Origin of the sequence: Nocardia abscessus NBRC 100374 (assembly GCF_000308455.1) — a bacterium.
Lineage (GTDB): Bacteria > Actinomycetota > Actinomycetes > Mycobacteriales > Mycobacteriaceae > Nocardia > Nocardia abscessus.
The window spans coordinates 118,005-142,308 of the sequence record NZ_BAFP01000139.1 but is presented as its reverse complement, the minus strand read 5'-3'; the positions used below and the strand labels follow the sequence as shown (position 1 = coordinate 142,308).

The following is a 24,304-nucleotide window of genomic DNA, read 5'->3' as shown; positions in this document are numbered from 1 at the left end:
CATGGTCGGTCTCGCTTCGCTCGAAACCTGGGGTTGGGGTGCGCTGGGCGCGTCGGCGTTGGAGTTTTCGGACGAAGTGCACGCGTTTGGGCGGGTGAGGGCCGGGGCGAGCGGCTACCGCCAGACCTCGACTGTGGTGCCGTGCGTTGACGGTCGAGGTCGGTGGTGCCGTAAGGGCGTGTCGGTGTACCCGGATCAGCTGCGGTCGCCCGTGGCGGGGAGCGGACGTCGTGTCAGCGCTCGGGCTGGGACAGCAGTTTGAGCACGACAGGTCGCGACAGGGTGCCCGATACCTGCCTGGCGAGCTGGTTGGCGCTCGCGCCCGCGGTGTGGGCTGCGCGTAGGGCGGTGGCGAGGTCCGTGCGGGCGGCTTCGGCGGCGGCCTGGGCGTCGCGGAGGCGCTGAGCGGCCCGGTCCACCTCGGACTGGTGGTCGCTGGCGGTCAAATCGTTGACCAGTTCGACCTCCGGGAGGCGTGCTTCCGGCTCGCCGGGGGCCCTGTCGCGGCGCATCGCCGCCCTGGCGAACTCCATCAGGAACGCGCGGGTGGCGTGCTTGTCCTCCGCGGCGGCCTCGCCGAGCAGCAGCCTGGTGGTCTGCGGTACGGCGTGCGACCAGTTGGCCAGGCCGCACAGCGCCAGCAGCAGGCGGCCGGCGTCCGCGGAGTCCACGTCGAACTGCTCTTGGGCGCGGTCGGATTTGCGCACGTAGTGCGCGGCGCGCCAGCCATCGATGTCGTGCGCGTCCGCGCCGCGGTGCAGCGCCTCCCAGAGCATCAGCCGCAACAGTTGCGGATTGTCCCGGTGGTAGTCGAACAGTTTGCCGACATAAGCCCCGGGTTCGGTGTCGGCCAACGGTTTCACCACGTCGATGAACTCGCGCAGCGTGTCGATCAGGATGACGTCGAACAGCTTGTCCTTGCTGCCGAACAGGCCGTAGATGCGCTCCTTGTTGACGCCCGCCGCCTCGGCGATCCGGTCGACCCGCGCGCCGGCCAGCCCGTACCGGGCGAATTCGTCGCGGGCGGCGCGCAACAGAGCCTGCCTGGTCGCGTCACTGCGTTTCATCGTGGCCGTCATGGCGAACACTTTACCATTCCGTTAAACCAACTATTTGGTTGACAATCGGTCCGCTCCCGGCTTACCTTCGATCCATGGCAATGCCCACCTTCCGGTCCGCGGCTCCGGCCCGGCCGCGCACCCGAGACAGCTCTTCGCGTGCCCACACCGGGCGCACCCTGCCCTTCTTCGTTCTCTCCGCACTGCTGGCCACCGGCCAGATGTACGTTCCGATTCCGCTTTTCACCGCCATGCAGGCCGACTGGGGCGTCGGTTCGGCCGCGATGACCTGGATCATCAGCGCGTTCGCCTTCGGCTACGCAGGCGGCTTCGTCCTGTTCGGGCCGCTGTCGGATCGCTACGGTCACCGGCGGGTGCTGGTCATCGGGATGCTGGCGGCCTCGGTGGTCACACTATTGACCGGTTTGGCGTTCAGTGCGCCGCTGGCCGTCGCCCTCCGGGTTGCCCAGGGCCTGGTGGTCGGCTCCATTCCGCCCGCGATCATGGCCTACGTGGCCACCCGCATCGTCCCCGCGCACCGGGCCGTGGCCACCATGTCGGTGGCCACGTCGTTCCTCGCGGCGACGGTGATCGCGCAAATCGTTTCGCAGTGGATGGTCGGCGCGTTCCCCTGGCGCACCGTGTTCGTCGCTTCCGCGATCGTCTTCGCCGTGCTCGCGCTGGTGCTGCGGTCCGCGCTGCTTTCGGACACGCCCACCGGTCGGGACCAGCCGCTGCGGCACAGCTACGCCGCGATTCCCGCGGTGCTGCGCATCCGGGCGCTGCTGCCGATGCTGATCGCGGGCGCGATGAGCATGGCGGTGATGGTCGGGGTGTACACCGGGCTCGAACTGACCGGGGTGGTGCGGGGCTCGGGCGAACTGCTCGCGCTGCGTGCGGGCGCGCTGCCGGTGATGATCGCGCTTCCGCTGCTCGCGGTGCCACTGGCCCGGCTGTCCAAGCACGGTCAGATCGTGCTCGGCGCGCTGATAGCCGCGACGGCGATGGTGATCGCGACCTTCGAGGGAACCCACCCGGCCGTACTGGCCGTCCTGCTCGCCGTTCTGGTCGGCGGGCTCGGCATCATCGCCCCGGCCGTGCTGCAGAGCGCGGGCGAGCTGGGCGGCGAATCGCGCGCCGCCGCCATGTCGGTCGCCATGTTCAGCTTCTACGTGGGCGCGACCATCGGCCCGCTGGTCGCTGCCGCCGCGGCGCCGCACGGCTTCGCGACCCTCGCTTGGACACTCGCGCTGTTGCTGGTCGCCGCGCTGGTTATGACGGTGGTCGGTCTGGGGATGCAGCGAAGGACGCAAGCCGCCTGACCGACCATGACCTCCGGCCGGTATCGGTACGCCGATACCGGCCGTCATGTTCCACCGTCGGTCCGCCGCACCGGAATGACTCGGCCGGTGCAGGTCTCCCCGGGCTGCGGACCATCCCAGGCGACGTCGATCTCCGTGCCGTGGAATTCCCGAGCCGCATCTCGCAGCATCGTGACCGCGGCGGCCCGCGCCTGCTCGGGCGTGGCATCAGCGGCGACACGCGTCAGGCGTCCGCAAAGCATCCCGCCTCGCGTGTCCAGGATGCTGTGGCTCCAACCGTTCGTGCGGCTACTTCAGCACATACGGCGACACGGAGCTGCGGTGTTCACTGATGTCGAGCACCTTGCCCAGGGGCGGGAACGCGCGCTGGGGGCAGTTGGCGCGTTCGCAGACCCGGCAGCCCGCACCGATCGGCGTCGGCTGCACTTCGTCGAGATCGATGCCGTCGGCGTAGATCACGCGGGCCGCGTGCCGCAGTTCGCACCCGAGACCGATGGCGAAGGTCTTGCTCGGCTGGCCGAAGCGGGTGGCGCGGCGTTCCACCGTGCGAGCCACCCACAGGTATTTGCGGCCGTCGGGCATCTGCGCGATCTGGGTCATGATCTTGCCGGGATAGGCGAAGGTCTCGTAGACGTTCCACAGCGGACACGTCCCGCCGCTGGCCGAGAAGTGGAAACCGGTGGCGGACTGGCGCTTGGACATATTGCCCGCCCGATCCACCCGCACGAACGAGAACGGCACGCCCCGCAGCGACGGTCGTTGCAGCGTGGACAGCCGGTGACAAATGGTCTCGTAGCTCTGGGTGAAGAACGCCGACAGCCGTTCGATGTCGTAACGGAAGTTCTCGGCGACCTCGTGGAAATGCGTATACGGCAGCACCGTCGCCGCGGCGAAGTAGTTGGCCAGGCCGAGCATGGCCAGCTTGCGCGCGTCCTCGGACGCGAAATTCCCCTCCTCGACCAGCTTTTCCAGCAGCTCGCCGCACTCGAAGTAGGCCAGCTCGGCGGCCAGCTTGAAGGTCCGCTGGCCGCCGGACAGATGCGGGGCGATCTCCAGGTTCCGGGTCTGCGGGTCGTAGCGGTGCAGCACGCCCTCGCCGAGGTCGATGCGCTCGGTGATCCGCACGTCGTGCGAACGCAGCATCCTGGCGATCTCGCTGTTGACGTCGCCGCCGTGGAAGCGGATGCGCGCGGTGAGGTCTTCGGCGGCCGTGTCCAGCTCGTGGATGTAGTTCTGCCGCTGATAGAAGTAGTCGCGCACTTCCTCGTGCGGCTTGCTGATCGCCCCGCTGCCCGCGCTGTCGGCGAACCGGTCTTCGGTGGCCGCGGCCAGCTGCGCGGAGGTGTTGCGGTAGCGGTTGTGCATATTGACCAGCGCGCGGGCCATGCTCGGATGCGCCGAGACCATGTCCGCGATCTCCTGGGCGTCGGCCTCGATGCCCAGCTCCTGGTCCATCACCACCTCTTGGAGTTCGGCGATGAGGCGAGTGTCGTCCTGGGCGGAGAAGAAGGTGGCGTCGACGCCGAATACGTCGCTGATCTTCAGCAGCACCGGGACGGTGAGCGGGCGCACGTCGTGCTCGATCTGGTTGAGGTAGCTCGCCGAGATCTCCAGCTGCTGGGCCAGGGAGACCTGGCTCAGCCCGCGTTCGGTTCGCAGCTGACGCAACCGAGCGCCGACGTAGGTCTTGGCCATGCGTCCAGTTTATGGGCGCTTTCACATCTGTGCCAATCGATGATTAACACTTGGTTCCACCACGGTGTCATACCCGGCGGCTACCGTCGGCAGGGTGTTGTTCTCGGATGTCGTCGTGGCCTCGGAGACCGTGCGCGCGACCAGGTCACGCAAGACGAAAATCGCCACGTTGGCGCAGCTGATGACCTCGGCCGCGCCCGAGGAACTCGCACCGGTGGTCGCATGGGCGTCCGGTGAGCTACCGCAGGGACGGATCGGCACGGGGTGGCGCACGCTCACCACGCTCGACAGCGCGCCCGCGCCGGTGGCGACGCTGTCGGTTCCGGCGGTGCACGCCGCGCTGAGTGATCTGGCCGGTACCTCCGGCGCCGGTTCCGCGGCCCGGCGCAAGGAACTGCTCGTGGCGCTGTGGTCCGCGGCGACGGCGGAGGAGCAGAACTTCCTGGTGCGCCTGCTCACCGGCGAACTGCGACAGGGCGCACTCACCGCCGTGGTCGCCGAAGCCGTGGCGGTCGCCGCGGGCGTGCCGCCGGATCTGGTGCGCCGGGCGTACATGTTGTCGGGCCGGTTGCCGGTCACCGCCGTCGCGGCGCTCACCGGTGGCGCTCCCGCGCTCGCGGAGTTCCGGCTCGAAGTCGGCCGTCCGATCCAGCCCATGCTCGCCTCACCCGGTGCGACGCTGGACGAGGCGCTGATCGAGTTCGAGGGCGAGGTGAGCGTCGAGCACAAACTCGACGGCGCCCGCATCCAGGTGCACCGGGACGGCGACCGGGTCCGGGTGTTCACCCGGACGCTGCGCGAGATCACCGCGGGCGTGCCGGAACTCGTCGAGCTGGTCGCGGCCCTGGATTGCACGAGCGTCGTGCTGGACGGGGAGACGCTGGCGCTCACCGACTCCGGGCGGCCGCGCCCGTTCCAGGAGACCATGAGCCGCTTCGCCGAGGTGAGTTCCACCCGGGAACTGCTGCTGCACCCGTACTTCTTCGACTGCCTGCACCTGGACGGCCGGGACCTGCTCGACGCTCCGCTGTCCGAGCGGCGCGCCGCGCTGACGAAGGTGGCCGGCGGGCATGCCATTCCCGCGCTGCTGCGGCCGGACGCCGAGACGGCCGCCGAATACTTCGACGGCGCGCTGGCCGCGGGGCACGAGGGCGTCATGATCAAGTCGCTGACCGCGCCGTACGCCGCGGGCAGACGGGGCAGGGCCTGGCAGAAGATCAAACCGACGCACACCCTCGATCTGATCGTGCTCGGGGCGGAGTGGGGTTACGGGCGCCGCACGGGCTACCTGTCGAACCTGCATCTGGGCGCGCGGGACCCGGAGACCGGCGAGCCGGTCATGGTCGGCAAGACCTTCAAGGGACTCACCGACGCGCTGCTGCAGTGGCAGACGGCCGAATTCCCGCGCCACGAGCGCTCCCGCGATCAGCACACCGTGTATCTGCGGCCTGCGCTCGTCGTCGAGATCGCCTTGGACGGCGTGCAGGTCAGCCCGCGCTATCCCGGCGGTGTCGCCCTGCGTTTCGCACGCGTGGTGCGCTACCGCCCGGACAAAGAGCCCGCCGAAGCGGACACCATCGATACCGTCCGCGCGTTGCTGCCGTAATCGTCGCCGCGATGTGAAGCGCGCTCGTTCCCGCGCCGGGCGCGTGTCGGGCGTGCGGTGCGCGTCGAGCCACTGTAAGTATGGGCAGCGCAAGGTTCCGGATGGCCGCCACAATGCACATGGTCCGGCCGGTTCGTGCTTCCGGACAAGGAATCGGCGGGCGGGTGGGATTATGCGAATTGTGCTGTGCGGGCGGTATGTCCGGCTGATAGTGGCGCTGCTGGGCGCCTTGGCGGTGAGTGCGGTCGGTACGCCCGCACAGGCGAATCCGATCGAGCAGTTCCTCACGCCATCACGCGAATACTCGGGAATTCTGCCGACGCCGCTGAACGATCCGTTCTACACGCCGCCGCCGGAATTCGAGACCTTGCCTCCGGGAACGATTCTCGCGTCCCGCCCAGGGGGCACCGGCCTGACCGTCTTCCCATTGCAGTCGACCGAACTGCTGATCCGGTCCACCGATGCCAAGGATCGTCCGGTGCCGGTGGTGGCGACGTTGCTCGTGCCGCGCGCGCCATGGACCGGGCCTGGTCCGCGTCCGGTGCTGTCGTTCAATGCCGCGATCGACTCGCTGGGGCATCGGTGCGCACCGTCCTACGAGCTCAGGACCGAGCTGTCGGCCAAGTTGTGGGCCGCCCAGATACCGCTGGCCAAGGGCTACGCGGTGCTCATCCCGGACCATCAGGGTCCGCGGCAGGCATACGGGGCGGGACTGATGGCCGGGCACGCGGTGCTCGACTCGATCCGGGCCGTGGTGGGAGCGCCGGAGTTCGGGTTGCGTCCGGACGCGCCGACGGTGGTCACCGGATATTCCGGTGGCGCGATCGCCAGCGGGTGGGCCGCCCAGCTGGCGCCGGAGTACGCGCCCGAGCTGAATCTGGTTGGCGCGGCGTTCGGCGGCGTCCCCGCCGACTTCGGCATGCTGCTGTCCACCATGAACGGCCGCAATGCCGCCTCCGGGGTCTTCTTGGCCGCGACGCTCGGGCTGGCGCGGGAGTATCCCGAGCTGCTCGACCTGATGAACGACAACGGCTGGCGACTGGCCCAGATCGGCAAGGACCTGTGCATGACCGCGGAGGAATTCGCCGGTGTCGTGGCGCCGATTCCGGTGCAGGCGCTCACCCAAGCCGCGGCGCCCACCGATTTGCCGATGGTCAGGGAGATCCTGGCCGCCAATCGGCTGGGCGCGAGCGCGCCGACGGTACCGGTCTTCCTCTACCACGCCACCCACGACCCGTGGGTGCCGCTGGCCGGCGCGGAAAACCTCTACGCGGACTGGTGCGGCGCCGGAACGCCGGTGGATTTCCAGGTCTATCTCGGCGAACATTTCCTGGTCGGCCTCAGCGGCATCCCCGGCGCGAACTCCTGGATCGATGATCGGTTCGCCGGGCGTCCGGTGGCCGCGCACTGCACCCGATCCGGCTGACACAGGGCGAACCAGACTAGTCCATGCCGGTCGATGGAACTTTCGCTCACCGGCATAGCTGTGGAAATCAAGGGTGCAGCACACTGGAGGCGTGACCGTCGAATTACTGGTTCTGCTGATCGTCATCGTCACGGCGCTCGCATTCGATTTCACGAACGGCTTCCACGACACCGCAAACGCGATGGCGACCTCCATCGCCACCGGAGCGCTCCGGCCGCGCGTGGCGGTCGCGCTCTCGGCGGTGCTGAACCTCGTCGGCGCGTTCCTGTCGGTCGCCGTGGCGGCCACCGTGGCGAAGGGGATCGTGCAGCTCGATGCCGTCGGAGGCCACGACCTGCTCGTGATCGTGTTCGCCGGTTTGGTCGGTGGGATCCTGTGGAACCTGCTCACCTGGCTGTTGGGGCTGCCGTCGAGTTCCTCGCACGCGCTGTTCGGCGGTCTGATCGGCGCGACGCTGGCCGCGCTCGGCTGGAGCGGGGTGATCTGGGCCTCCGGGTCGGACGGCGTGCTCACCAAGATCGTTCTTCCCGCCGTGCTCGCGCCCATCGTCGCCGCACTGGTCTCGGCGATCGGCACCTGGCTGGTGTATCGGATCACCCGCGCCGCCGAAGAGGACAAGGTCACCGAGGGGTTCCGCTGGGGTCAGATCGGCTCCGCCTCGCTGGTCTCGCTCGCGCACGGCACGAACGACGCGCAGAAGACGATGGGCGTGATCTTCCTCGCGCTCGTGGCGCACGGCACGCTCACCAAGGACGACGACCTGCCGCTGTGGGTGATGGCCGCATGCGCCGTCGCCATCGCGGCGGGCACCTACCTCGGCGGCTGGCGGATCATCCGGACACTGGGCAAGGGCCTGGTCGAGATCGACTCCCCGCAGGGGCTGGCGGCGGAATCAGCCTCGGCCGCGATCATTCTGACCTCGGCCCATTTCGGGTTGCCGCTGTCCACCACACAGACCGCGACCGGCTCGATCCTCGGCACCGGCCTCGGCAAGGGCGCCGAGGTGCGCTGGGGCGTGATGGGCCGGATGGTCGTCGCGTGGCTGCTCACGCTGCCGCTGGCCGCGGTGGCCGGGGCGATCTGCTGGGCCATCGCTCACGTCATCGGCGGACTGGCCGGGGTGCTCGTGGTCTTCGGCATCCTGCTCGGACTGTCGGCGCTGATGTACCTGCGGTCGCGGCGCGATCCGGTGCACACGGGCAACGTCAACGAGTGGCCGGGCGACGGGACCGATCCGCCCTCCGCGCCGCCGCCCGCCGCGGGCGACCGGACCACGCCGGCGGACTCGAACCACTCGGCCCAGGTGTAGGAGGATCACGCGTGCACACACTCGTCACGAATCTGAACGCGCTGTGGAAAGTCACCGTGGCCGGGCTGATACTCGGAGCGGGGCTGCCGATGATCTTCGCGATCGGAGTGCGGTTCTGGTCGATGACCGTGACGACCGACGCGGGTACGGGCACGGTGCGGCGCAACTACCCCGCGCTCGCGATCGCGCTGACATGCTTCGTGCTGGTCGTCGTGGCCATCGTCGGCGGAATCCTGTACACGGCGAAGGCGTTCCTCGCCGCCAGATTCGGCATCCATCTGTTCGGACAGGCCTGAGGAGTGCCAGCGTGACCGATCCAGTGAAACCCGCCCCGACCCGGCCGAAGCTGCTCGGGAAGGTGGTGGGCTGGCTGCGCGCGGGCTACCCGCAAGGTGTGCCGCAGTCGGATTACGTCGCCCTGTTCGCTGTTCTGCACCGGCATCTCACCGATTACGAAGTGGTCGCCATCGCGGAGGAACTGGTGGTGTCGAATCCGGACAGCCAGATCAGCCGCGCCGAGATCGTGCAGGCCATCGCTCGGTTCGCCCTGGAGCAGCCGGACGAGCGGGACGTCGCCCGCGTCGCCTCCCATCTGGCCGCGGGCGGCTGGCCGCTGGCCGATCCGCCCGCCGATTCCGATTGACCGAGCCGCCGCCGATGCCTCCCTTCCTGAACGCGATCATCGGCTGGCTGCGGGTGGGATATCCGGACGGCGTCCCGGAGTCCGACTACATCCCGCTGCTCGCGCTACTGCGCCGCCGCCTCTCCGACGAGGAGGTGGCCCGGATTGCCGCCGCGCTCACCGGCTCCGCCAAGGCGGACATCGATGCGACCGACATCCAGGTGATGATCACCAAGATCACCAACGACATGCCGTCCGAAGCCGACGTGGCCCGGGTGCGCGCCCGGGTCGAGGCCACTGCCTGGCCGGATCCTGGGGAGGGTTGAGGTGCGGTTGCTTGTGGGGGTCGAGGTCGATGCGTGGCCGGGCCCTGGGGAGGGTTGAGGTGCGCGGTTGCTTGTGGGGGTCGAGGTCGATGCGTGGCCGGGCCCTGGGGAGGGTTGAGGTGTGCGGTTGCTTGTGGGGGTCGAGGTCGATGCATGGCCGGGCCCCGAGGAGGGGAGGCGCGGTTGCTTGCGGGGGTCGAGGTCGATGTGTGGGCGGTGGGGGTGTGGCTCGAGTCGGGGCGTCCGTGTGGTCGAGGCCAGTGCTCGGCCGAACCCGGACGAGGCGTGTGGCGCGATTGTTCGCGGCGTCGATGTGGTCTGGGCGGGCCGGGCTCGAGTCACGGCTGCTCGTGGGGCCAGGGGCCAACGCCTGGCCGGGCCCGGACGTGGACTGGTCACGGCTGCTTGCGTGGGCCGCTGAGGTAGGGCAGGCGGCGCAGGCCTGCCGCAACCTCGTAAGCGAGATCCTCGTAGCCGAGCGCGAGTTCCGAGAGGCGTTCCCAGGCGTTGTGCACCGCCCATTCCGGTGCACCGGAGAGGATTTCGTACGCGCAGGCGGAGAACTGGGCGAGACGGTCGACCACCATGCCCACGGTTTCGGTGTGCATGTGCGCGCCGCCGTGCGGCGGTGGCGCCTCGGTGGCGACCCAGCGGTCGATGGCGAGGACGAGCCGGGCGCGATGCCGGTCGATGTCGTTGGCCCCGTCCAGTTCACAGCGCAGGCGGCGCTTGTGTAATCCCGCGAGTAAGTGGGCGGACGCCAGTACCGGGTGGTCGAGGCGTGGCACGGTGCGGCAGGCGTGCAGGACGAGTTCTTTCGTCGGCAGTGGTTCCACTGCGATAACCCCCTGGATCGAATGGTCGCGCCGGGCGTCACGTGAGACGCGAAGATCATCGACGATGCCGCCCGCCCGGGCGCGGCAATCGGTGCCGATCGGCAATCGGCCCGGTGTCCCACGGCGATTCGAGGACGACGAGGCCGACCGCCTCCAGCGCCGTCAGCCCGATCCGGCGCACCAGCTCCTCCGTCAGCGAAACCATCTCCGCCGCTTGGATCGCCGCCGTCGCCTGTTCCGTGGTCACCATCCGGCCGCGTAGATAGGACACCACCCACGCGTCGTCGTCGACCCGCCGCGCCTGATGCGGCGTCCGATCGCTCACGATCCAATTCCGGTCGACGACATGCACGGACATCAGAACCCCCTCCATCCCACCGAGCGGGGCCGGTGCACAGCCCCCGCCTGTGATGCACAACACAGGCAGCCTAAGTGTCGGACGCTGGATAAGTCAAGTTGACCAGTCAATTTGACAAACTCGGTCCGCCGTGGATGCAGGTACGGTCATCTGCACGAACAGCCGGAGCCGGAAGGATTCATCGGACGATGGCACCACTCTCGCCCACGGTCGCGCGCTGGGAGCTCATGCTCCGAATCAAGCGCCGCCGCACCGAGTTCGACGTCTCCGCGTCGGTCATCGCCAAGGAGCTCGGCTTCACGCTGTCGTACTGGTCGAAGGTGGAGAAGGAACGAATCCTGGCCGAGGACAAGCTCCGAAAACTGATGAGCCTGCTCGAATTCGACCCGGACGAGCGTGCGGAGATGCTGCGTCTGCGTGAGATCGCGAAGCGGCGCGGGTGGTGGTCGGAGTACGCGGGGTTGCTGTCGGAAGAGGTGACGCGCCTTTACGGACTGGAGCACGGGGCCAAGCACATCCGCACTTACGAAAGCGTCCTGATCCCTGGGTTGTTGCAAACACGGGAGTACGCACGCGCAGTCTTCACCAATGACCTCGCTCGGGTTCGTAGGGTCGAGATCGACCGGTGGGTCGAGGTCCGCATGCGCCGCCAGGAAAGATTGACCGAGCCCGATCCGCTGCGCCTCGTCGCCGTGATCGGTGAAGCGGCGATCACACAGCGCACCGGTGGCGTCGAGGTCCTCCGGGGGCAACTTCGCCATCTCACATCACTGATCCAGCGCTACCCGGAAACCGTGGACATCAGGGTCGTCCCGTTCGACGCTCCGGGCGGAGTCCTACTCGGCGGGGCGACCTTTCACGTGCTCGGCTTCGAGAGCGCACTGCTGCCGGACGTCGCGTGGAGTGAGACTCTCGCCCAACTCGGGCTGATCGAGGACACCGAGCCGGTGCGGCATCTCAACACGATGTTCGACAACGCGCTTGCCGAGCACGCCATGTCCAGGACCGATTCGCTCGCCTTGATCGAGGCCAAGACGGACGGCTTGTAAGCTCGAGATTGTGGATAGCTCGAATTTCCCTGTGCCGGGCTGGTTCAAGTCGTCCTACTCCAGTGACAGCCAGGCGTGCGTAGAGGTGTGCTTCACCGCTGGCCGAGTGCTGGTCCGAGACAGCAAGTTCCAGGGTTCACCCGACGCATCACCCACGCTGGCGTTCACGCCCACCCAGTGGGCAGCATTCACCACCGCGATCCGCGCCCCCGAACAAGCCTGACCACCGGCGAGCGCGTCTCCCAGCCGACTCTCAGCTCCACAACACCCAGCCCCCAGCTTCACCCGCAAGAGTGTCCCCGTCGATACAAAGCGATCCATCGACAACCCAACCGGTGGACAACTGCCCTGCCCACCCCAACCGGCCGGCGGCGCCCAACCCCTCGCCCGCGCCGCCGGCCCCCGCCCTTCCGCGAGTGGCACATGGCTGCGGCGAAACGCGAGTAGACCTCTCGGTGGTGTGCCACTCGTCAGATATCGGCGCCGTGGCGGCGGAGGGCTTGGTGGGTTCGGGTGATGATGGTGTGGGGGCGGTGGGTGAGGAGGGCGGCGCTTACTCGGATGAGGGTCCAGCCGAGGGCTTCGAGGGCGGCGGTGCGGTCGATGTCCCAGGCGCGCTGGTCACGGTTGGTCCAGTGGTGGGCTCCGTCGTACTCGACGCCGACTCGCCATTCGCGCCAGCCCATGTCCAGGCGCGCGAAGGCCATTCCATCCGGGCCCGCAACACGGATTTGTGTTTCCGGCGCGGGTAGTCCGGCCTGCCGGAGCAACAGACGCGTGCGCGTCTCCTGGAGGGATTCGGCGCCACCGTCGATATAGGGCAGAACTCGGCGCAGGCTCTTGGCGCCGCGTGCGCGCGGGTGACGATCGGCCAGCCGCTCGATGTCTCCGGTAGTCAGCCGGGTCGCGTTGCACAGGGCGTCGACTATCTCCACCGCCTCGCCGAAGTCGAGGCGTCGAGCCAGGTCGAACGCGGTCCGAGCCGGTGTGGTGCAACGGAACCCGCCGATCGTGCACACTTCGTCGGTCGGAATGGTGGCCCGACAGACCGATACGTGCCGTGGCGGCCGGGCACGAGTGGGCAGTGCGATCTCGGCGGGCTTGTCGTCCAGCCACAGCGTCCCGTGCAGAGCCGCAGCGGAGAATCCGACCAGGATCCCATCGCCCTTGGCCCAATGCCCCGCCGCTTGTGCCCTGCCCCGCGCATCCAAGCGAACCCCTTTCCGGACATACACATCCGGATGCACCCGCTCGAAATCTTGCCGCAACTCCCAAGCACTCACCGCCCCCGCGCGAACCGCCCAACTCCCAGGAAAAACCTCCCCAATCTCCCCCATACCCCCATCCTCCCCACCACCCCCGACAAATTCCGCGAGTGGCACATGGCTGCGGCGAAACGCGAGTAGACCTCTCGGTGGTGTGCCACTCGTGGAGGGTCAGCGGCTGCGTTCGATGCAGAATTCGTTGCCTTCGGGGTCGCGGAGGGTGGTCCAGCCGAGGCCGTCGGGGGTTCGGTGGTCTTCGTGGAGGGTTGCGCCGAGGGTGATGACTCGGTTGACTTCTTCGTTGTGGGGTTGGGTGGGTATCCAGTCGAGGTGGACGCGGTTCTTCACCGTCTTTGCCTCGGGTACTCGGATGAACAGCAGGCCGGGTGTTCCTTCCGGGGCCTCGAGGCGGGCCCAGGAGTCGTCGGAACCTCCTGATTCCGCCACCGGCCATCCGGTGACGGCGCTCCAGAACGACGCGAGGGCGAAGGGGTCGGAACAGTCGACCGTCACGTGCCGAAGAATCATCGCATCACTTAATCACTCGGTGAGCGCGTCGTGGCGAAACGCCTCGCGGCTTGTCAGGTGAGGAGGTGGAGGAAGTGTTCGACTTCCGATTGGATGGCGACGCGGGCGGGGATGAGGTATTTGCGTGGATCGGAGAGGTGCGAGTCGTAGGTGAGGCAGGCGCGGATGGCTTTTGTCATCCGGATGTTGAGGCGGGTCGCGATGTTGATCTTCGTCATTCCGTGCTCGACGGCGGCGCGGAGGCCTTGATCGGAGACGCCGGAGGAGCCGTGCAGGACAAGGGGGACGGGGACTTTCGCGGCCAAGTGGGCGATCAGGTCGTTGTCGAGTTCGGCGGTGCGGGTGTGCATGGCGTGTGAAGAACCGACCGCCACCGCAAGTGCGTCGACGCCGGTGACACGCACGAACTCGACTGCCTCGTCGGGATCGGTGCGCGTGCCGGGTGCGTGCGCGCCGTCCTTGCCGCCCACCTCACCCAGCTCCGCTTCGATGTGCACGCCGCGCTCGTGGCACCAAGCGGTGATCGCGGCGGTGCCGGCGAGGTTGTCGGCGTAATCGAGGGCGGAGCCGTCGTACATGACCGACTGGATACCGAGATCGACTGCGGCATGAATCAATTCGGCGCTCGTGGCGTGGTCGAGATGGACCGCGACGGCGGCGTCGCTGTCGGCGGCGATGCGCAGGCAGGCGAGGGCGAGAGGGGCGATGCCCCGGTGATAGATCGCGGTGTTCTCCGACAGTTGCAGGACCACCGGCCGGTTCGCTGATTCCGCGGCCGCCACGATCGCCTCGGCGTGCTCGAGGGTGATCACGTTGAATGCGCCGAGTCCGCCCGGGCGGGCCGCGGCTATCAGTTCCGGAATCGACGTCAGCGGCATAGTGCGTGCTTTCGCGAGGCCGTAATGTGGCTGTTGCGCAGGGGCTTTCCGGCTTCGGCGGCGTCGGGCGAGACTCGGTCGAGTGGCGCTTCGGTCTTCGCGCTCACCGGCCCGGTACGCGTCATCGACCAGAACCGCAGCGGCACCTGTGCGGACTTGCCTTCCGTGAGCGGCTCGCCACATGGGGTGACCGGGGCCGTCGGAATGTCGCCGCTGCGCCGGGTTCGCCAACCAGGCGATGCTCGGGACCAGGGCGCCAGGAATCCGCGGCCGGGCCGCGACATCCGGGCATCCCGCCCGCCCGCGCGCTGTGTCCTCGGGCTACATGGTGGACCGCAACGGCGGCCGACCGACACGGTGTGGTGGGCGACATTCATGGGGAAGCCTTCTGAGCTGTAGGTAAACCCAGTTCTCGAACCCGGACCGTGGGGGTGAGGCGGGTGCGCAGACAGCGGTCGATCTCGCCGGCCACCGGGACCACCACGGCGGCCGCGGACGTCGCGACCGCGTCGGCGAGCAGGGCGGGCCAGTCCGCGCGCGGTTCGGAGGAGAGGGCCGCGATCACCGCCGCCACCGCGGCATCGCCCGCGCCGGTGGGATTCCCGGCGAGCGGTTCGGGCAGCGCCGCCGACCACGCGCCGTCGGCGGTCACCGCGGTGATTCCCTCGTGGCCACGCGTCGCGATCACGGCGCGCGCCCCGTTCTCGATGACCGAATTCGCGGCGGCGACGATCTCGTCGGCGGTCGCGGGTTCCGCGCCGGTGAGGCGCTGGAATTCGGCCTCGTTCGGCATGAGCACGATGCCCGGCACCTGGGCGGCCAACCGCAGCGCCTCGCCGTCGATGTCGCAGATGGTCGGCACGTCGGCCGCGATGGCGGTGCGCGCGATCTCGGCGGGCAGCGAGGGTTCGATGCCGCCCGGTAGCGAACCGGAGATGACCAGACCGGCGATATCGGGCAGCATGCCCGCCACCCGCACCGCCAATTGCTCGGCGGCATGCGGATTGGAGACGCGGGCGCCAGGCTCCCACAATGCGGTGGCCGTGCCGTCCTCGGATTCGCTGATCACCACCGTGCGGCGCACCCAGGGCAGTGCGTGCACGAAGTCGACCGGCATCTCCAGTTCGGCGGCGGCCGCGAAGGCGTGGTCGGAGAACCCGGTGGCCCTGGCGTATTTGCCGAGTTGATTCAGCACCCGGGTCACGTTGATGCCCTTGCCGCCGATGCGCTGCTCCACCGACCGGACCCGGTGAGCCTGCCCGCGTTCGAAGCGTTCGACGCGATAGGTCATGTCGTACGCGGGATTCATTGTCACGGTGAGGATCACCTCAACCACTGTCCACGTCTGAGCACCCCGCGCAAGTGGAGATTGTCACTGACTGTCAATATGTCGGCGAAATGACCGGGCCGCAGGTCACCGACGCCGGTGAGCCCGAGCGCGGCGGACGGAACCGAGGTGGCGGCGAGCACCGCGTCCCGCAGCGGGACACCGGATACGCGCACGGCGCGCGCGAGGCACTCCAGCAGGGTGCTGACGCCGCCGGCGATCGACCCATCGGCGATCCGCGCCACCCCGTCGCGCACCGTCACCGGCTGGGGGCCGAGCTGGTATTCGCCGTCTCCGAGCCCCGCCGCCTGCATGGCATCGGTGACCAGCGCGACGCGGCCCGGTGCGGTCGCGAACACCAGCGCGGCGAAGCCCGGATCCACGTGCACGCCGTCGCCGATCAGCTCCACGATCGCGTCCCCGGCAGCGGCGGCCACCAGCGCCGCGGCGACCGGGCCCGGGTGCCGGTGGTGCAGCGGCGGCATGCCGTTCGCCAAGTGCGTCACCAGGCTGCCCGATCCCTGAGGTAGCAGGGACTTCCGGAAGGACGCGTAGTCGGCGTCGCTGTGGCCGAGCGCGACCACCACGCCGTTGTCGACCAGCCGCCGCGCGACGGCCGCGTAACCGGGACGCTCCGGCGCGAGCGTCATTGCGCGCAGGTGCGCGCCTCCCGCGGTCAGCAGCTCGTCGGTCAGCCCGAGATCGGGGTCGCGCAGGAATCGTGGGTCCTGCGCCCCGCATCGCGCCGGCGAGAGGAACGGCCCCTCGATATGGATGCCGCCGAGCACGCCTTCCTCGGCGAGTTCGCGCAGGGCAGCCGTCTGCGCCACCATCTCCGCGGTGGGACCGGTGACCACGCTCGCCACGACCGTGGTCGAGCCGTGCGCATGATGCGATTGCGCCGCCTTCCGGGCCTGTGCGCCGTGCACGCTGTCGAACCGATACCCGAACCCGCCGTGATTGTGAATATCCACAAGCCCCGGCAGCACGGTTCCAGAAAATGGCGGCTCAGGTAAACCGGGATGCGCCGCGCGCCATTGCGGGAACGACCGAACCGCCTCGATCCGGTCCCCGGAGACCATCACCACGCCGTCGTCCAACGCGACGCTCGCGGAGACGATGCGGCCCCGGATCATCAGTTCGATGTGTGCTGTCATGTCAGTGCCTCCCGGCCCGAGATTTGGGTGCGCGCCGTGCGGGACCGGTCGGCGAGTAGGGGGTCCGGCTGCGACGTCGGAGGACGCGTCCACCATGCGCGACGATCGGTGAACTGGAGTGCGGCGGCTGCGAGGGGCCCGAGGCGGTGCGTCGCCGGGTGCAAGTTCGCACCGGCCGGATTCGAGTCGCGGAAGTCGTCACCACGTCGTCGAGCGTCACACGCGCGGACGGGAGGTGTCCCCGGATCGTCGGTTTCACACGCGCTGTTCACGCCGGGTCCTCCCTGTGTGCAGAAGAGGTGCTGCCGGACGGGCGGGTCCAGGTCCGGCGGGAGCGCGGTTCGGCTGTGCCGCAGGCGGGCCGCCGGGTTGATGGTCGCACGTCATCGAGCCGGTCCCGAATATCGGCGCCCAGCCATTGTCGAAGGTGGCGCATGTGTCCCCGGATCGGCGGTTTCGCAGGCGACGTCATGTCAGTGCCCCCTGGCGCGCGAACAGGGCGGCGCCAGCTAGGCCAGCGCGGGCGCCGAATCGGCCGAGCACCACTCGTGGCGGGGGGACCAGGCGGAGGCGGGCAGCCAGGGCTCGGTGCAGTGGGTCGGTGAGTGCCGCGCCCGCTCCGGCTAGTCCGCCGCCGAGGACGACCAGTTCCGGACAGGCCGCGTGCACGATGCCGACCAGCCCGTCGGCGAGTGCGTCCACCGCGTCCTCGACCACGGCCGCCGCGTCGGGGTCTGTGGATACCAGAGCGAAAACGTCTGCGGCGCCCGCGATCTCGCGCCCCGTGCGGCGGGTGTAGGCTCGCGCGATGGCCGCTCCCGACGCGACCGTTTCGACGCACCCGGTATTGCCGCAGGGGCAGGGCAACCCGCCCGCACCACGCACCGGCACGTGCCCGTACTCGCCGACCTGCCCGTAGCTGCTGCGCACCAACCGTCCGCCGACCGACAGGGTCCCCGAGATGCCGGTGCCCAGAATGACGACGCACACATTGTCGTAGCCCTGACCTGCGCCGTACCGCCACTCCGCCCACCCGGCCACGGCGACGTCGTGTTCGATCAGCGTCGGCAGACCCCAGCGGTGGGTGAAGCGGTCGCCGACGTGCACGTCCCGCCAGCCGACATTGCTGCTGAACACCGCGATCGATCGGGCGGTGTCGACGATGCCGGGCAGCACGACGGCCGCGCGGCGGACGCGACGCCGGTCGGATTCCGGCAGTTCTGCGAGCAATCGCTCACCCAGCTCGCCCATCGCGTCGAAGGCGGCCGGACCGTACGGCGTGGCGACCGCGCCCACGGTCAGCGCCGCGCCCATAGTGTCGGTGACCTCGCCTTTGATGGTGGTTCCGCCGACATCCAAGCCGAGGACGAGCGCGTCGCCAGGCAGCGCCGAGGTGCCCGCCGCTGTGCCGATCATGGGCTGCCCGGTCGAACCCCGGCGCGCGGCCGGGCGGTCGTCGCGGAACGCGCCGTCCGTTCCCCCGGTGCGCGGTCCGGACACGCCGGAGCCCGGCGGCGTCCGCGGCTGTTCGCTTCCCATTCTCGGCACAGTAGTTCGTGGAAACTCCCGCGCCGGTGCACGCGCGGCCCGCGGTGATGTCGTGCCACCGACCGACGAGACCAGGCCCCGGCCGGTATTCACCGCACGCCTTCGATCACGACTTCAGGACCACCGAGCGATTCAGGCCGCGTGGGTGGTCGGGGTCGAGGCCCAGGTCGGCGGAACGCAGGAGGCAGAGCCGGTGCACTCGGAGCAGGTCCGCCATCGGGTCGATGTCGCGGTGCTCCAGATGCGCTCCCGTGGCGGCGACGTCGTCGGCGAAGTCCGGCTCCAGTGGCCCGAAGGCCCAGACCGCGCGGCCGGGCGCCGAGATGGCGATCGGCCCGTGGCGGTACTCGGTCGCCGGGTACGCCTCGGTCCAGGACTGGCAGGATTCGCGCAGCTTGAGCGCGGCCTCCTCGGCGATGGCCGCCGCGAATCCCGTGCCGACGAAGCTGATCTGCTCGGCGCCGCGTACCGCGGCCAGTGACTCGGCGGGATCCTCGGCGAGCACCGCGCGCGCCTGGGCGATCACCGGCGCCAGTTCTTCGCCCAGGTGACTGCGCAGGATGGCCAGGGTGGTCGTCGCGAAGCGGGTCTGCACCACCGATCGCTCGTCGACCCGGTCGATGAGGATCGGATCGCCCAGTTCGAGGACGGGTGTGCCGGGGCTGGAACAGATCACCGCGCGCGGCGTGCGCGCCGGGATGTCCCGCATGGCACGCACCACTTCGGTGGTCGTGCCGGAGCGGCAGATCACCAGGTAGCGGTCGTATCCGCGATCGCGAACCGCGCTGGCGGGCCAGGCGTCGGTGACCCCCAGGCCGGCGCCCTCGCGCAGCGCCGCGATCGCGCGGGACATGAAATACGAAGTACCGCAGCCGATCAGGGCTACCTTCTCGCCCGGTCTCGGCAGTGCGGCGTGGTGGTCGGCGGCGACGGTCGCGGCGTGCGTCCAGTCGTCCGGTTGGGTGGCTACCTCGGTGGCCAGATGCGGTTCCGGCGTGTGGTCGGCAGGCGTTGGCACCGGAACAGCTTCACTCCATGTGATCGTTCATGTCAAATTTACGATCAAATCGGTCACATATGATCACAATTCGAGCTACATTCAGCTGCACGGACGGTGCGTCCTCCCATCATCGGCGCCTGCGCTGGCGCGGGGTGGGTAAATCTGAAAGGTTCTGCTCGTGAAAAGACCATTCCACCGCGTGCTTGCCGGAGTCGCGATGGTCACCGGCGTCGCGCTGGCCCTCTCGTCCTGCGGGTTCGGTTCGAAAGACGCCGCGGACTCCGATACCACGATCAATTTCCTCGCCCCGGTCTACAGCGACGGCGCCACGGGCACCAAGGCGCTGTGGGAAGGCATCGTCGCCGAGTTCCAGAAGCAGAATCCGGGAATCACCGTCAATGTGCAGATGGAGTCGTGGAACTCGATCAACGACGTCGTACGCACCAAACTGCAGTCCCAGTCGACCACCCCGGAAATCCTCAACATCGACGCCTACGCCGGCTTCGCGAGCGACGGCCTGCTCTACCCGGCCACCGAGATCGTCTCCGCGCCGGTGCTGGCCGACATCCAGCCCGCCTTCGCGCAGAACGCGGCGCTGAACGGCACGCAATACGCGCTGCCGCTGTTCGCCTCCACCCGCACCCTGTTCTACAACACCGAGTTGTTCGAGAAGGCGGGCATCGTCCGGCCGCCGAAGAACTGGGCCGAGCTGACCGACGCGGCGAAGAAGATCCAGGCGCTCGGCGGCGGCGTCTCCGGGTACGGCCTGCCGCTGGGCAGCGAGGAGGCGCAGGGCGAAACCTCCATCTGGACCTTCGGCGCGGGCGGCTCCTGGGCCGACGGCGACCGGATCACGGTGGATACCCCGCAGAACCTGGAGGGGGTGCGCGCCATGCGCGAGATCATCGACGCCGGTGCGACCCAGCCGAATCCGGGCGCGACCGACCGCAAGGACGTGATCAACGCCTTCATCCAGGGCAAGATCGGCATGATCGAGGCGCTGCCGCCCACCATCGGCCAGATCACCGCGAAGAACCCCGGTCTGCGGTACGCGACCGCGCCCTCGCCGACCAAGACCGGCACGCCGGTCACCCTCGGCGTGGCCGATCACCTGATGGCGTTCAAGAAGGACGGCAGGAAGGCGGAGTCGATCAAGAAGTTCCTCGACTACTTCTACTCGGCCGCGGTCTACGCCGACTTCGTCAAGCACGAGGGCTTCATCCCGATCACCCACAGCGCGGCGACGGCGCTCGCCGACGACCCGGTCACCAAGGCATTCGCCGCCACGCTGCCGGTGGCGCGGTTCTACCCGAGCAACAACCCGAAGTGGGCCGCGGCGCAGGGCGCCATCCGCCAGCAGATGGGCACCATCGGGCAGGGCGCGGATCCGGCGCAGGTATTGCGCCGGATCCAGGAAGCCGCGAATTGACGTGCGGCGCAGAGGAATACTGGCGGCATTGCCCTGGATCGGGCCGTCGCTGGTCCTGATCGCGGCCATCGTCGCCTTCCCGGCCTGCTACATGGTGTGGACCAGCACCAGGGACCTCAGCGCCTACGGCCAGGACCGGGGCAGCGCCGGACTGGCCAACTACCGCACCCTGTTCGGGATCTCCGAACTCGGCTCGGTGCTGGTCCACACCGTGGTCTGGGTGGTCGGCGTCGTGCTGCTCACCCTGGTGCTGTCCGCGGCGCTGGCGCAGTTCCTGAACAAGGACTTCCCCGGCCGCACCGCGGTGCGGATGGCGATCCTGGTGCCGTGGGCGGCGTCGGTGGTGATGACGACGACGATCTTCTACTACATGCTCGATCCGGACGTGGGCATCGCCAACCGGTTCCTGGTCGACATCGGCCTGCTCGACCGCGGCTACGGCTTCACCAAACAGCCCACGCCGGCGTTCCTCGTGGCGATGGGCGTCGCGGTGTTCGTCTCGGTGCCCTTCACGACCTACACGATTCTGGCGGGACTGCAATCCATTCCGGCCGAGATCGATGAGGCGGGTCGCGTCGACGGAGCGGGCCCGTGGCAGCGCTACCGCTATCTCACCCTGCCGCAGCTGCGTCCGGCCATCGCGGTGGCGACCATCATCAACATCATCAACGTGTTCAACTCGCTGCCGATCCTGCAGGTGATCACCGGCAGCATCGCCGGATTCTCGGCGGACACCACCACGACGCTCACGTTCAAGCTCATCCGGCAGAACCAGCAGATCGACACCGCCGCCGCGATGAGCGTGCTGAACTTCGCGCTGATCGTCGTCATCATCGCGATCTACGTTCGGCTGGTCCGTCCGACCAGGGAGGTCGACCGATGACCGCGCGGCCCGAGGTACTCGAGCAGGGCGCCCCGGCCGTCGCGCCGTCGTCCGAACGCGCCGGACGGCGGCGCTGGGAACTCACCGCGGTCGGCGTGGTGCTCGCCGCGGTGTTCCTGCTGCCGTTCGTCGTGATGGTGCTCGGTTCGCTGAAGAGCAGGGCCGAGATTTTGCGCATCCCGCCGACGTATCTGCCGCAGACCTGGCACCCGGACAACTACGCGACGATGTGGGACACCCCGGAGACGCCGCTGCCGTTCAATCTGACCAGCACGATCATCATCGCGGTCTGCGCCACCGCGCTGGTGCTGGTCGTGGCGATTCCGGCGGGGTACTACACGGCGCGGCACCGCTTTCCGGGGCGCGGGGTGTTTCTCGGAGTGGTGTTGGTGACCCAGATGTTGCAACCCACGGTGCTGGTCACCGGGTTGATCCGGGAGTTCTTCGTGCTCGGCATCAACGACACCTGGCTGGCGATGATCCTGGTGAACGCCGCGTTCAACCTGTCCTTCGCGGTGTGGATCCTGCACAGCTTCTTCGCCGCGATCCCGGTGGAGATCGAAGAGGCCGCGATGCTCGACGGACTCGGCCGCTGGCAGACGCTGACCCGGGTGAGCCTGCCGCTGGTCTGGCCCGGCATCGTCACCGCCACGATCTTCGTCGTGGTGGCGTGCTGGAACGAATTCGCCGCGAGCCTGGTCGTGCTGACCACCCCGGAGAATCAGCCGCTGTCGGTGGCGCTGACCAAGTTCGTCGGCCAGTACGACACGGCATGGCAGTACGTGTTCGCGATCTCCGCCGTCGGCATCATTCCGGTGGTGCTGCTGTTCGCTGTCATCGAGAAGCGTCTGGTGGCGGGTCTGACGGCGGGCAGTGTGAAATAGCTCGCACACGATCGAATCCATTGCCGCGCATGACACGAGCGCCGGAGGCCCGAGGCGATCGAATCGTCCGTTCGGCGCGCTGCCGGAAGGTAGCCGCGCGGTAGCATCGAACGGTGACACTGCGGGATCACGGACCCAAGGACGGTCGCAGCTACGGCGGGCTGTCCAAGGAACAGCGGGTGGCCCAGCGGCAGACCCGGTTGATCGATGCCGCCCTCGAACTATTCGGCACCCAGGGTTACGCGGCCACCTCCATCGAACGCCTCTGCACCCTGGCGAATGTCTCCACACGCAGCTTCTACGAGGACATGGGCAGCCGCGAGGCGCTGCTCATCGCCTTGGCCAATCGCATCACCTCTCGCGCCCTGGAGTGCGCGCTCGCGGCGCTGGCGGCCACCGAGAACGAGCCGCTGCCCACGCGCGTGGTGGCGAGTTTTCGCGCGTATCTGGGCGTCACGTGTGCCGACGCCCGGTGCGCGCGAGTGTGCTACGTCGAGGTGGTCGGCGTGAGCGCCGCGGTGGAGGAGTGGCGCAGGCAGCAGCGCCGCTTGCTGTCGGCGTTGCTGATCAGCGAGGCCGAACGCGCCGTCGGCCGCGGCGAGACCGGCCCCCGGCGCTTCGATCTCTTCGCGCTGGCCGTGATCGGCGCGGTCACCTCCCTCGCCCAGGAAATGGTGCAGAGCACAGCGCCGGATGCGGCGGTGGGGCTGGACGAAATCTGCGAGGAAATCGCGTATTTCGTGAATTCCGGTCTGTCCCAGACGCGCGTCGACCTGGGCACGGAGGAAGCGGCCGGGCGCGGACCAGAGACACCGCGGCTGCTGCTCAGACCGACAGCAGAGGCCGATGTGTCCTGACCCGGCCCGGCTTGGCATCGGACGTGGAGAATCTCTACGGTCGGCGGGTGCGTGTGTTCATATTGTTCGCGTGCTCGCCGAAACAGCAGGTTTCCCGCACGACGTCCGCCGTGTGCGGCGAACGGGCGGTGTGAGATGACCGGACCCACGGATCGTCCGCAGCGATGGAACCGGTTGCTGGAGCTGCTCGCCGAATCCGGGCGGCTCTCGGTGGAGGAGGCCGCCGAGCGGCTCGGCGTGTCCGCCGCGACGGTGCGCCGCGATTTCACCGCCCTCGCCGAACAGCAGTTGGCGACCAGGACGCACGGCGGCGTGGTGGCCACCGCGGTGGCCTACGACCTGCCCGCGCGGTACCGGCAGTCCGCGGGCGAGGCCAAGCAGCGCATCGCCGAACACGCCGCGTCGCTGGTCGATCCGCACGCGGTGGTGGGAATGAACGGCGGCACCACCACCACGGCCGTGGCCAGGGCGCTGGCCCGGCGCACCGACCTCGGGCCTGCCGGTGACGAGCAGCTGACCATCGTCACCAACGCGCTGAACATCGCGGGCGAGATGGTGTTGCGGCCGCACATGCGCACCATCGTCCTCGGTGGGGTGGCGCGGCGGGAGTCCTACGAGTTGCACGGGCCACTGGCCGAACGGGCGCTGGCGCAATTGCGGCTGGACGATCTCGTGCTCGGCGTGAACGCGATCTCCGCCGAGGGCGGCGCTCAGTGCAGGCACATCGATGAGGCCGGGGTGACCACCGAGATGGTGCGGCGTTCCGGGCGGGTGCTGGTGGTGGCCACGGGGGACAAGCTCGAGCGCACGGCGCTGGCCCGCATCTGCGGCATCGAGCAGGTGCAGGTGCTGGTCACCGACACCGAAGCCGATCCGGCCGCAGTGGAGAAGATTCGAGCCGCGGGCGTGCGGGTCGACGTGGTGTAGACACGCCGGACCGA

General features: G+C 68.8%; 25 protein-coding genes. 14 read left to right on the top strand and 11 right to left on the bottom strand.

Annotated elements, in window-relative coordinates:
- Positions 1 to 233: 233 nt before the first annotated feature.
- On the bottom strand, positions 234 to 1,079 hold the full coding sequence (locus ON19_RS28215; RefSeq protein ID WP_227954496.1) for a TetR/AcrR family transcriptional regulator: 846 nt from the start codon (positions 1,077 to 1,079) through the stop codon (positions 234 to 236).
- A gap of 74 nt (positions 1,080 to 1,153) precedes the next feature.
- Here ON19_RS28215 and ON19_RS28210 point away from each other — a divergent pair, with 74 nt between their 5' ends.
- A complete protein-coding gene (locus tag ON19_RS28210) occupies positions 1,154 to 2,380 on the top strand; it encodes an MFS transporter (RefSeq protein WP_043699213.1) in 1,227 nt (408 codons plus the stop codon).
- Between the two features lie 288 nt (positions 2,381 to 2,668).
- Here the strand turns inward: ON19_RS28210 and ramB are convergent, their stop codons facing one another.
- A complete protein-coding gene (gene ramB, locus ON19_RS28200) occupies positions 2,669 to 4,075 on the bottom strand; it encodes an acetate metabolism transcriptional regulator RamB (protein ID WP_043699206.1) in 1,407 nt (468 codons plus the stop codon).
- A 94-nt stretch (positions 4,076 to 4,169) separates the two neighbouring features.
- Here ramB and ON19_RS28195 point away from each other — a divergent pair, with 94 nt between their 5' ends.
- The 6 genes from ON19_RS28195 to ON19_RS28170 all read left to right on the top strand — a co-directional run bounded on the left by ON19_RS28195 (position 4,170) and on the right by ON19_RS28170 (position 9,364).
- Positions 4,170 to 5,681: an ATP-dependent DNA ligase gene (locus ON19_RS28195; protein WP_043699691.1), complete on the top strand. Its 1,512-nt coding sequence runs from the start codon at positions 4,170 to 4,172 to the stop codon at positions 5,679 to 5,681.
- Between the two features lie 172 nt (positions 5,682 to 5,853).
- Positions 5,854 to 7,107, top strand: coding sequence for a lipase family protein (locus ON19_RS28190; protein ID WP_043699202.1), 1,254 nt, complete (start codon positions 5,854 to 5,856; stop codon positions 7,105 to 7,107).
- 91 nt (positions 7,108 to 7,198) lie between these two features.
- Positions 7,199 to 8,416, top strand: a complete 1,218-nt coding sequence (locus tag ON19_RS28185; protein WP_043699690.1) for an inorganic phosphate transporter — start codon at positions 7,199 to 7,201, stop codon at positions 8,414 to 8,416.
- Between the two features lie 11 nt (positions 8,417 to 8,427).
- Positions 8,428 to 8,712: a hypothetical protein gene (locus ON19_RS28180; RefSeq protein WP_043699201.1), complete on the top strand. Its 285-nt coding sequence runs from the start codon at positions 8,428 to 8,430 to the stop codon at positions 8,710 to 8,712.
- Positions 8,713 to 8,723: 11 nt separating this feature from the next.
- A complete protein-coding gene (locus ON19_RS28175; RefSeq protein WP_043699198.1) occupies positions 8,724 to 9,059 on the top strand; it encodes a DUF3349 domain-containing protein in 336 nt (111 codons plus the stop codon).
- A gap of 14 nt (positions 9,060 to 9,073) precedes the next feature.
- Positions 9,074 to 9,364 (top strand): DUF3349 domain-containing protein, encoded by a 291-nt coding sequence (locus ON19_RS28170; protein ID WP_043699195.1) that lies wholly within the window; start codon positions 9,074 to 9,076, stop codon positions 9,362 to 9,364.
- A gap of 395 nt (positions 9,365 to 9,759) precedes the next feature.
- Here the strand turns inward: ON19_RS28170 and ON19_RS28165 are convergent, their stop codons facing one another.
- Both ON19_RS28165 and ON19_RS28160 read right to left on the bottom strand, forming a co-directional pair.
- Complete coding sequence (locus tag ON19_RS28165) at positions 9,760 to 10,200, bottom strand: DUF4254 domain-containing protein (protein ID WP_043699182.1); 441 nt, start codon at positions 10,198 to 10,200, stop codon at positions 9,760 to 9,762.
- A 55-nt stretch (positions 10,201 to 10,255) separates the two neighbouring features.
- Positions 10,256 to 10,558, bottom strand: a complete 303-nt coding sequence (locus ON19_RS28160) for a hypothetical protein (protein ID WP_043699689.1) — start codon at positions 10,556 to 10,558, stop codon at positions 10,256 to 10,258.
- A 188-nt stretch (positions 10,559 to 10,746) separates the two neighbouring features.
- On the opposite strand from ON19_RS28160, the gene ON19_RS28155 reads away from it, so the two are divergent.
- Positions 10,747 to 11,607 (top strand): helix-turn-helix domain-containing protein, encoded by an 861-nt coding sequence (locus tag ON19_RS28155; protein WP_043699180.1) that lies wholly within the window; start codon positions 10,747 to 10,749, stop codon positions 11,605 to 11,607.
- 10 nt (positions 11,608 to 11,617) lie between these two features.
- Positions 11,618 to 11,830 carry a DUF397 domain-containing protein gene (locus tag ON19_RS40775; RefSeq protein WP_227954495.1) on the top strand — a complete coding sequence of 71 codons (213 nt, stop codon included), beginning with the start codon at positions 11,618 to 11,620 and terminating at the stop codon, positions 11,828 to 11,830.
- Between the two features lie 247 nt (positions 11,831 to 12,077).
- Here ON19_RS40775 and ON19_RS28150 read toward each other — a convergent pair whose 3' ends face one another.
- From ON19_RS28150 to ON19_RS28120, 7 genes are all read right to left on the bottom strand, one after another.
- Complete coding sequence (locus ON19_RS28150; protein ID WP_051169377.1) at positions 12,078 to 12,944, bottom strand: type IV toxin-antitoxin system AbiEi family antitoxin; 867 nt, start codon at positions 12,942 to 12,944, stop codon at positions 12,078 to 12,080.
- A 99-nt stretch (positions 12,945 to 13,043) separates the two neighbouring features.
- Entirely contained in the window at positions 13,044 to 13,385 is a 342-nt protein-coding gene (locus tag ON19_RS28145; protein WP_255218416.1) for a VOC family protein, read from the bottom strand.
- Between the two features lie 68 nt (positions 13,386 to 13,453).
- Positions 13,454 to 14,278: a class II fructose-bisphosphate aldolase gene (locus ON19_RS28140; protein ID WP_043699172.1), complete on the bottom strand. Its 825-nt coding sequence runs from the start codon at positions 14,276 to 14,278 to the stop codon at positions 13,454 to 13,456.
- A gap of 373 nt (positions 14,279 to 14,651) precedes the next feature.
- Positions 14,652 to 15,593 (bottom strand): hexose kinase, encoded by a 942-nt coding sequence (locus ON19_RS28135; RefSeq protein ID WP_255218415.1) that lies wholly within the window; start codon positions 15,591 to 15,593, stop codon positions 14,652 to 14,654.
- An 8-nt stretch (positions 15,594 to 15,601) separates the two neighbouring features.
- A complete protein-coding gene (locus tag ON19_RS28130; protein WP_043699167.1) occupies positions 15,602 to 16,762 on the bottom strand; it encodes an N-acetylglucosamine-6-phosphate deacetylase in 1,161 nt (386 codons plus the stop codon).
- Positions 16,763 to 17,230: 468 nt separating this feature from the next.
- Complete coding sequence (locus ON19_RS28125) at positions 17,231 to 18,301, bottom strand: ROK family protein (protein ID WP_083899677.1); 1,071 nt, start codon at positions 18,299 to 18,301, stop codon at positions 17,231 to 17,233.
- A gap of 115 nt (positions 18,302 to 18,416) precedes the next feature.
- Positions 18,417 to 19,328: an SIS domain-containing protein gene (locus ON19_RS28120; protein WP_043699165.1), complete on the bottom strand. Its 912-nt coding sequence runs from the start codon at positions 19,326 to 19,328 to the stop codon at positions 18,417 to 18,419.
- A 160-nt stretch (positions 19,329 to 19,488) separates the two neighbouring features.
- On the opposite strand from ON19_RS28120, the gene ON19_RS28115 reads away from it, so the two are divergent.
- The 5 genes from ON19_RS28115 (at position 19,489) to ON19_RS28095 (ending at position 24,290) form a co-directional block, all read left to right on the top strand.
- The gene (locus ON19_RS28115) at positions 19,489 to 20,739 is read left to right on the top strand and encodes an extracellular solute-binding protein (protein ID WP_227954494.1); all 1,251 of its coding nucleotides are present in this window, start codon (positions 19,489 to 19,491) and stop codon (positions 20,737 to 20,739) included.
- Between the two features lie 28 nt (positions 20,740 to 20,767).
- On the top strand, positions 20,768 to 21,622 hold the full coding sequence (locus ON19_RS28110) for a carbohydrate ABC transporter permease (RefSeq protein ID WP_227954493.1): 855 nt from the start codon (positions 20,768 to 20,770) through the stop codon (positions 21,620 to 21,622).
- Positions 21,619 to 22,506, top strand: a complete 888-nt coding sequence (locus ON19_RS28105) for a carbohydrate ABC transporter permease (RefSeq protein WP_083899675.1) — start codon at positions 21,619 to 21,621, stop codon at positions 22,504 to 22,506. Before ON19_RS28110 ends, ON19_RS28105 begins: the two co-directional genes overlap by 4 nt.
- A gap of 113 nt (positions 22,507 to 22,619) precedes the next feature.
- On the top strand, positions 22,620 to 23,363 hold the full coding sequence (locus ON19_RS28100) for a TetR/AcrR family transcriptional regulator (RefSeq protein ID WP_083899674.1): 744 nt from the start codon (positions 22,620 to 22,622) through the stop codon (positions 23,361 to 23,363).
- A gap of 135 nt (positions 23,364 to 23,498) precedes the next feature.
- On the top strand, positions 23,499 to 24,290 hold the full coding sequence (locus ON19_RS28095) for a DeoR/GlpR family DNA-binding transcription regulator (RefSeq protein ID WP_043699159.1): 792 nt from the start codon (positions 23,499 to 23,501) through the stop codon (positions 24,288 to 24,290).
- Positions 24,291 to 24,304 lie beyond the last annotated feature (14 nt).